The sequence below is a fragment of the Kitasatospora saccharophila genome (genome assembly GCF_039529925.1).
GTDB lineage: Bacteria > Actinomycetota > Actinomycetes > Streptomycetales > Streptomycetaceae > Kitasatospora > Kitasatospora saccharophila.
Genome location: NZ_BAAANS010000127.1, coordinates 1 through 7,302, shown reverse-complemented (window position 1 = coordinate 7,302; position 7,302 = coordinate 1). Strand labels below are relative to the sequence as shown.

At 75.2% G+C, this 7,302-nt stretch carries 7 protein-coding genes; 1 reads left to right on the top strand and 6 read right to left on the bottom strand.

Annotated features, from left to right (window positions below; genetic code table 11):
- From ABD345_RS39540 to ABD345_RS39515, 6 genes are all read right to left on the bottom strand, one after another.
- Nucleotides 1–939 (bottom strand): S1 family peptidase (locus ABD345_RS39540; protein ID WP_344559622.1); only part of this gene is annotated, 939 nt, incomplete at its 3' end.
- 211 nt (nt 940–1,150) lie between these two features.
- Nucleotides 1,151–2,218 carry a phosphatidylinositol-specific phospholipase C domain-containing protein gene (locus ABD345_RS39535; RefSeq protein ID WP_344559620.1) on the bottom strand — a complete coding sequence of 356 codons (1,068 nt, stop codon included), beginning with the start codon at nt 2,216–2,218 and terminating at the stop codon, nt 1,151–1,153.
- A 224-nt stretch (nt 2,219–2,442) separates the two neighbouring features.
- The gene (locus tag ABD345_RS39530; protein ID WP_344559618.1) at nt 2,443–3,051 is read right to left on the bottom strand and encodes a GNAT family N-acetyltransferase; all 609 of its coding nucleotides are present in this window, start codon (nt 3,049–3,051) and stop codon (nt 2,443–2,445) included.
- 153 nt (nt 3,052–3,204) lie between these two features.
- The gene (locus tag ABD345_RS39525) at nt 3,205–3,744 is read right to left on the bottom strand and encodes a gamma carbonic anhydrase family protein (RefSeq protein WP_344559616.1); all 540 of its coding nucleotides are present in this window, start codon (nt 3,742–3,744) and stop codon (nt 3,205–3,207) included.
- Between the two features lie 132 nt (nt 3,745–3,876).
- The gene (locus tag ABD345_RS39520) at nt 3,877–4,665 is read right to left on the bottom strand and encodes a bestrophin-like domain (protein WP_344559614.1); all 789 of its coding nucleotides are present in this window, start codon (nt 4,663–4,665) and stop codon (nt 3,877–3,879) included.
- 113 nt (nt 4,666–4,778) lie between these two features.
- Nucleotides 4,779–5,276: an Lrp/AsnC family transcriptional regulator gene (locus ABD345_RS39515; RefSeq protein ID WP_344559612.1), complete on the bottom strand. Its 498-nt coding sequence runs from the start codon at nt 5,274–5,276 to the stop codon at nt 4,779–4,781.
- Between the two features lie 281 nt (nt 5,277–5,557).
- On the opposite strand from ABD345_RS39515, the gene ABD345_RS39510 reads away from it, so the two are divergent.
- Nucleotides 5,558–6,919 carry an APC family permease gene (locus ABD345_RS39510; protein WP_344559611.1) on the top strand — a complete coding sequence of 454 codons (1,362 nt, stop codon included), beginning with the start codon at nt 5,558–5,560 and terminating at the stop codon, nt 6,917–6,919.
- Nucleotides 6,920–7,302: the final 383 nt, after the last annotated feature.

The following is a 7,302-nucleotide window of genomic DNA, read 5'->3' as shown; positions in this document are numbered from 1 at the left end:
CAGCCCGGTGGCCGAGTAGCCGAGCGGCGCGGTGCCGCCGGAGGCCGTGATCTGCAGGCTGGCGGCGCCGTTCAGCGCGGTCGACTGGTTGCCCGGGTTGGTGACGGTGACGGCCGCGCCGGCCGGCTTGGTCAGCAGGCAGCCGCTGACGTTCAGGTCGATGACCCGGCCGGTGCCCAGGCAGGTGGTGAACCAGTAGGTCTCCTCACCGTAGCTCTGGCCCTTGCTGGCGGTGGTGGTGCCGTCCGCGGCGACCTCGCACGGGTTGTTGAGCGTGCACATGGCGCCGTCGTCGTTGCCGGTGTTGTTGATGCCGACGACCTTCCGGCTGGCCGCGTCGACGATGGGCGACCCGGAGGTGCCGTGCGTGGTGTTGCAGCCCGCGCTGTAGCGCAGCGAGTCGCGCCAGGTCCACTGGTCCTCGCGCAGGGTCCCGACGAACCCGTTGATCGAGCAGTTCCAGACCTGCTTCCAGTACGAGGAGGGTATGTACATGGCGGATCCGTCGACCGGGTGGGTGTCGCTGATCGTCAGCGCGGTGGCGCCGTACTTGGAGGCGACGGCGGCGAAGGTGTCGGTGAGCTGGTAGAGCGCGACGTCGGTGCCGGTCATCGTCGCGTACAGCACCTTGTCCGCCTGGACGGTGCCGAGCGAGTTCCCGGCGGAGTCGAGCAGGGTGCCGCTGCGGCTGGCGCTCGCGTTCTGGATGACCTGGCCGGCCGTCGGCATGGTCGGCAGGCAGTGGCCGTTGGTCAGCATCATCGCCCGGTCGGTGTCCACCGAGCCCGGGTAGCGGACCAGTGAGGCGGAGCAGTTGCTCAGCGCGATGGTGGAGGTCAGGTCACCGGCCTGGACGGCCTGGGCGGGGGTGGCGGCGACGGTCAGGGCGCCCGCGACGACCGCGCCCGCGGCGAGGGCCGCGGCGGATCTCTTGAACATGGCTCTCCTTGTGGGGGATCGCAGACGTGTGACCGGTCGGTGCACGCCCGCGCCGGACGAAAGTGCCATGCCCACTTCAATTGGTCAACAGTGCCGACGGAACTCGCGGCCGGATCCCCCCCAGCGGACACCCCGGCCCGGCCGCTTCCCTGACGCACCGTCAACTCCCTTCCGCGAAAGGCCCGCAGGTCATCCGCGGATCGGCCGCGGATCAGCCGCGCGGGAGGACCAGCGACTGCACCTCGGGCAGGTGCCGCCAGTCGGCGGAGACCAGGGACGCGTGCGCGCCGGCCAGTTGGACGGCCCGCGCGCGGGCCTGCTCGGCCGTCGGGTCGGTGCCGCTGATCGCCGGGGCGACGTTCTGCGCGTCGGTCATCGTCAGCAGGTAGTGGCGCTGGTCGTACCACGCGGTGTCGACGCCGTTCAGGTACGCGGCGGCGTCGCCGTCGAAGACCACGAACCAGGGGCGGATGGTGGCGTCCGGGTACGCGCCGCGCGGGTCGCCCGCGGCGGCGCCGTGCACGGCGGGGAAGACCCGCGCGTCGCCGATCCGGCCGGCGGCGGCCAGGTCGCGCAGGTGGCGGGCCTCCTCGACGTCGGTGTGCAGGGTGTCGAAGGGGTTGCCCTCCTCGACCGTGCCGGGGATCGCGTAGACCAGGGCGCGCCCGGCCAGCGCGGCCCGGCTCGGCCAGTTGCCCGCCCGGGCGGCGTCGTCGAGCGTGGCGTAGCTGCCGCCGCCGGGCCGGGCCAGCAGGTCGGCCGGGCGGAAGGCGGCGGCGCCGAGGTGGGCGGCGATCAGCGCGTCCAGCTGGGCCGGGCCCATGCCCAGGTTGGCGGCGTACCCGCCCTTGAGTTCCAGCTTGATCGTGAGCGGCCCCGCCGTCGGGTGCGCGGCCAGCCAGACCCGGACGTCGTCCAGGCAGCTCTCCAGGTTCTTGTTGGCGCCGCCGCCGTACAGCTGCGCCGGGGTGGCGGCGTCGACGCAGTTGTTGCCGTTGCCGAGCGGGTTGGAGTGGCTGACCTTCCACTCCTTGGTGACGGTGTCGGTCCACACGTCCAGCTCGATCATCGCGGTACCGGTGTCCAGCGCCTGCGCGAGGTAGCCGAACGCGCCCGGGTCGTACGTGTTGTGCAGCCCCACCCCGGTGGTCCCGGCGAACGGCCGTTCCCCGACCGTCCCCGCGTCGGCGGCGGCTCCCAGCTGCGTGGACCCCAGGAGGGCGGCGGCGAGCACCGCGCCGACGACGGCGGAACGGGCGGTGGCGAGGCGGAAGTTCATGCGGTCCCCCTGGACGGTCGACTGGGCGGGCGGGCGGCCCGGCGGTCGGTACGGGCTGACGGCCGGTCAGCGAGCAGGATGCCCCGTCCGGGGGTCTTTCAAGTGACATGACAACAAAGCGCGGACGAAGTCCGCCCGGCGCCGGGCGGACGCGTCGGGCCGCGGGGCGCCGGTCGGACGCGTCGGGGCGCCGGTCGGCGGTCGGCAGTCGGCGCGGGGGGGGTTCAGCGGGCCGGGCGCCACATGGTGGTGACGACGTGTCCGGTGGCGGTGGTGATCTCCTCGCGCGGGGTGAAGCCGACGCTCCGGTAGCGGGCGAGGTTGGCCGGGTTGGAGGACTCCAGGTAGGCCGGGGCGCCGACGGCGTCGATCCGTTCCAGGCTGCGGGCGAGCAGGCCCATGCCGAGGCCCTTGCCGCGGTGGTCGTCGTGGACGCCGAGCAGGGTGAGGTAGAAGCAGGGCACGCCGGGGTGGGCGGCCTCCAACTGGTCGTAGACGGTCAGGATGGCCCGGGCCGCCTCCGGCCCCGCCGCCCCGGCGAGCAGCTCCGGCAGGTCCTCGGCCTCCCGTGCGGTGAGTTCGGTGCCGCCCGGCGGGATCCACACCGCGACGGCCTCCGCGCCGGGGGTGACCAGGGTCCAGGGGTAGCGCAGGGCGGAGGTCGCGTACAACCGCCACATCGCGGCGGCCTGCCGGGCGCGCCGGGACGGGTCGGGGAAGGCCGGGCCCCAGAGCGGGTCGTGGAAGAACGCGCTGGTCAGGGTGGAGACCACGGCGTCGAGGTCGGCGGGGGTGGCGAGCCGGGTCGAACCGGACTGGTCGTTGCTGGTCACCGCTGCACCGTAGCCGGACGGGGCGGGCCGCCGCTCGACGGAATCCGTCGCGGTCGGCCGTCGGCCTCCCGTGCGCGGCCGCGCTTGAGCAGTCCGCGCAGTCCGAACGGGACGGCCGCGCGCCGGAGTCGGCGCCCGCTTCCCGCGCCGCCGTCAGCCGTGAGCCCCGGGCACGTCCTTCGCGTGGGCGGCGGCGAGCAGTCGGTAGCCCTCGCCGTTGGCGCGGATCCCGGCCCGCTCCTCCTCGGTGAGCTCCCGCTTCACCTTGGCGGGGACGCCGGCGACCAGGGAGCCGGGCGGCACCTGCATGCCCTGCGGGACGACGGCGCCCGCCGCGACCAGCGAACCCGCGCCGATCCGGGCGCCGTTGAGGACGGTGGCGCTCATCCCGACCAGCACGTCGTCCTCGATCGTGCAGCCGTGCAGGACGGCGTTGTGGCCGACCGAGATCCGTTCGCCGAGGACGGCGGGGAAGGTCGGGTCGGCGTGGACGGTGCAGTTGTCCTGGACGTTGGTGCCGGGGCCGACGGTGATCCGCTCGGCGTCGCCGCGCAGCACGGCGCCGTACCAGATGCTCGCCCCGGCGGCGACGGTGACGGCGCCGACCACCACCGCGCCGGGCGCGACGAACGCCCCGGGGTCGACCTGCGGGCTCAGTCCGCCGACGGCGGCGATCAGGGGTTCGGCGGCCACGGGGGCACCTCCGGTGCGGGATGGGCGGGCTGACGGGGCGGCGGGTGCCGCACCCGGGGCCAGTCTTGCGTACCGGGGGGTAACCGGGCCAGCGCCCCCTCGTCAGCCGTCCCCCCGCGCATCCTGACCGGGTCAGGGCCAGAAGACCGCCAGCGCGCCCTCCTTGAACGGCGCCGGGGAGACGCACAGGTCGCCGGTGAACGGCCGGTCGAGGACGAGGACGAGCAGCAGGCTGAACCCGATCAGCGCGGCGACCGTCCCCGTGAACAGCACCTGCACCCTGATCCGGCGGGTGCCGTACAGCGCGGTCAGCGCGACGATCACCAGCGCGCCGCCGTAGACCAACGCCTGGAGCAGCGGCGGGAGTTGTCGGGTGGCCATGGCGATCCGGGCCCGCCGCTCGGCGACCACCTCGTCCAACTGCTCGGCGGCGCGGTCGTAGTAGGCCTGCTCGGTGTTGCTCTGCGGCTCGTAGGACTGCAGGGCCTCGTAGACGGCCTGCGCCTTGCCGGCGGTGGCCTCGAAGTCGGGGCGGCCCTCGCGCATCATCGGCCACTGGACGTCCACGACGGCGTGCAGGTAGGCGCCCAGTGCCGCGTCGATCCGCTCGCGCGGTTCCGGTGGGAACGCCTGCACGTCGCGCACCAGCGTCGCGGCGGCGGTGGCCTCCCGGGCGACCCCGGTACGGGTCTCCTCCATCTGGGTCCACAGATTGACGATCACGAACGCCAGGATGATCCCGTAGATCGCGCCGAACAGCCCCAGCACGACCCCGATCACCTCGTTGTGCTCCCCCTCCACCACCTGCGGGAACCTGCGCCGCACCAGCAGCGATCCCGCCCCCGCGACGACCACCGCGGTCCCGACCACCACCGCGGTCAGCGCGGCGGTGTCGAGGTTGTTCAGCAGCCACAGCTCCATCGGATCTCCCTCGTCCTCGTGTTCCGGTCCGCCCCGGTCAACTGCCCGGAGGGCGGTGAGGTGGCGGGGGAGGCGAGGCCGGTGCGGGGCCGGGCGGCGGGGCGGGGTGCCGGTCACCTGCCGTGCCGGGGCGGCCAGTGGTCGAGCGGGAGCGGGCCGCGGGAGCGGACGGTGCGGATGGCGAAGGTGGAGCGGGCGTCGCGGACCGGGCCGACGGCGAGGATCTCGTCCAGCAGCACCTGCTCGTAGCTGGCCAGGTCGGGGACGGCGATCTCCACCAGGAAGTCGGCCTCGCCGGAGACCACGTGGCAGGCGACCACGGCGGGGATCGCGCACAGCGCCTCCTCGATCTGCCGGGAGGTCTCCCGCGAGTGCTGCTCGACCCGCAGCGCGACGAACACCGTCAGCCCCAACCCGACCCGGTCCCGGTCGAGTTCGGCCCGGTACCCGGCGATCACCCCGTCCGCCTCCAGCGCCTTGGTGCGGCGCAGCGCGGAGGAGGGCGAGAGCCGGACGGCCTCGGCGAGGTCGACGTTGGGGGTCCGGCCGTGGCGCTGGAGGTGGGCCAGGATCGCGCGGTCGATGCGGTCGTACTGCGGGTTCGATGACATGCCGTGCACCCTAGCGGTGGCGTCGGCGCAATCGTTCCCGTTCTCTCCCGTTTCCGGCACGGTCTGCCGTCGGGGCGCCGTTGCGCGGCACGATCGGCCACGCGGGCCCGCGAACCCCCGGCAGGATCCACCAGGCGACCCGACCCGACCATCCTCCCCTCCCGACCCCTCGGCATCTTCTGCCGCCGGACCGCCCTGCCGCGGCAGGATCCACCGCCGGGGCCCTGTCACGGAGCGGTTTTCGCCAGCGGGTGCCGCGCGGTCCGGGCCAGGATCGGGGCATGACCGACACCGCGACCACCTCCCTCCCCCGTTCCCCGTCCGCCGCCCCCGGCCCGCTCTCCACCGCCGGGGCGTCCGCGCTGTACGTCGGCGCCCTGCTCGGCCCGAGCCTGCTGCTGCTCCCGGGGCTGGCGGCGCGCGCGGCGGGTCCGGCCTCGCTGCTGGCCTGGCTGGCGCTGCTGGGGCTGTCCGGGCTGATCGCCACGGTGTTCTGCGCGCTCGGCACCCGGCTGGGTTCCTCCGGCGGGGTCGCCGGGTACACGGCCGCGGGGCTGGGCGCCCGGGCGGGCCGGGCCGCCGGGTGGTGCTTCCTGGCGGGCGTGGTGGCGGGCGCGCCGGTGGTCTGCCTGATCGGCGGGAGCTACGCGGCGGCGGCCGTCGGTGCCGACGGGGGCACGGCCGTCCGGGCCGGGCTGGTGCTGCTGGCGCTGGTGCTGGGCGTGCGGCTGCTCGGCGTGCGGACCGGCGCCGGGCTCCAACTGGCCCTGGTGTCCGGGCTGGTGGGCCTGGTGCTGCTGGCGGCGCTGGGGTCGGCCCCGGCTGCTCGGGCCGCGCACTGGACGCCGTTCCTGCCGCACGGCTGGGCGGGCGTCGCGCGGGCCGCGCCGCCGCTGATGTTCGCCTTCGTCGGCTGGGAGGCGGCCGCCTCGCTGACCACCCGGCTGCGCGACCCGCGCCGTCAGCTGCGCCGGGTGGTGCTGATCGCCTTCGCCGTGACCTCGCTGCTCTGCCTGGGCCTGGCCGCCGCGACGGTGGCCGTGCTCGGCCCGGGCGCGGGCGGCCCCGTCCCGCTGGCCGACCTGATGCGCGCCGCCCTCGGCTCCCGGGGCCCGCTGCTGGCCGCCGGCGCGGCGGTGGTCCTCACCCTGGCCGCCACCAACACCTACCTGACGGGCGCGGCCGCCCTGTTGGACGCCCTGCTCCCGCCCGGCGCGGCCACCGACCCGACGCCCAGCCCGGCGTCCGGCCCGGCGTCCGGCGCGACACCCGGCCCGGCGTCCGGCCGGCGCGGCTCGCTCGTGGTGGTCGGGGCCACCGTGCTCACCGGCGGCCCGCTGTTCGCCCTGGTGGGGACGGGTCTGCTGACGACCGCTCAACTGGTGGCCGTGCCCACGGCGCTGTTCCTCGCCGTCTACCTGACCTGCACGGCCGCGGCGGTCCGCGTCCTGGACGGCATGCCGCGCCTGGCCGCCGCCGTGAGCTGCCCGGCGGTGCTGGCGCTGCTGCTCGGCACCGGGTGGCCGGTGCTGCTCGCCGCCGCGGTGGCGCTCACCGCAGCCGCCCTCGGTCGAACGGACGACCGGTCTCCGTCCGGACGTTCCGCCGCAGCCCGGGAGGGTTCACCGGCCGGTGGGGTTTGACCGCGAACGACTACCGCGCCCCAAGGGGACGGTCCGATGATCGGGCAATGGACCACACCCGGGACGATCACCTCCCGCCGCTGCCCACCCTGCCCCCGCTCCCCGACCTGCCACCGCTCCCCCCGCTCTGCCCACTGCCACTGCCGCACCACCCGCCCTGGCACTGGGACTGGCACTGTCACACCTCGCACCCCACCCCCACCCCCACGCCTACTCCCACCCCCACACCATCCCCGACTCCGACCCCGACACCCACTGCCCCCCCGACCCCGACCCCGACCCCGGCCCCCGCACCGTCCCCCACCCCGACGCCTACTCCCACCCCCACACCATCCCCGACTCCGACCCCGACATCAGCCCTCGTTGTCGGCGACCTGGTTGGA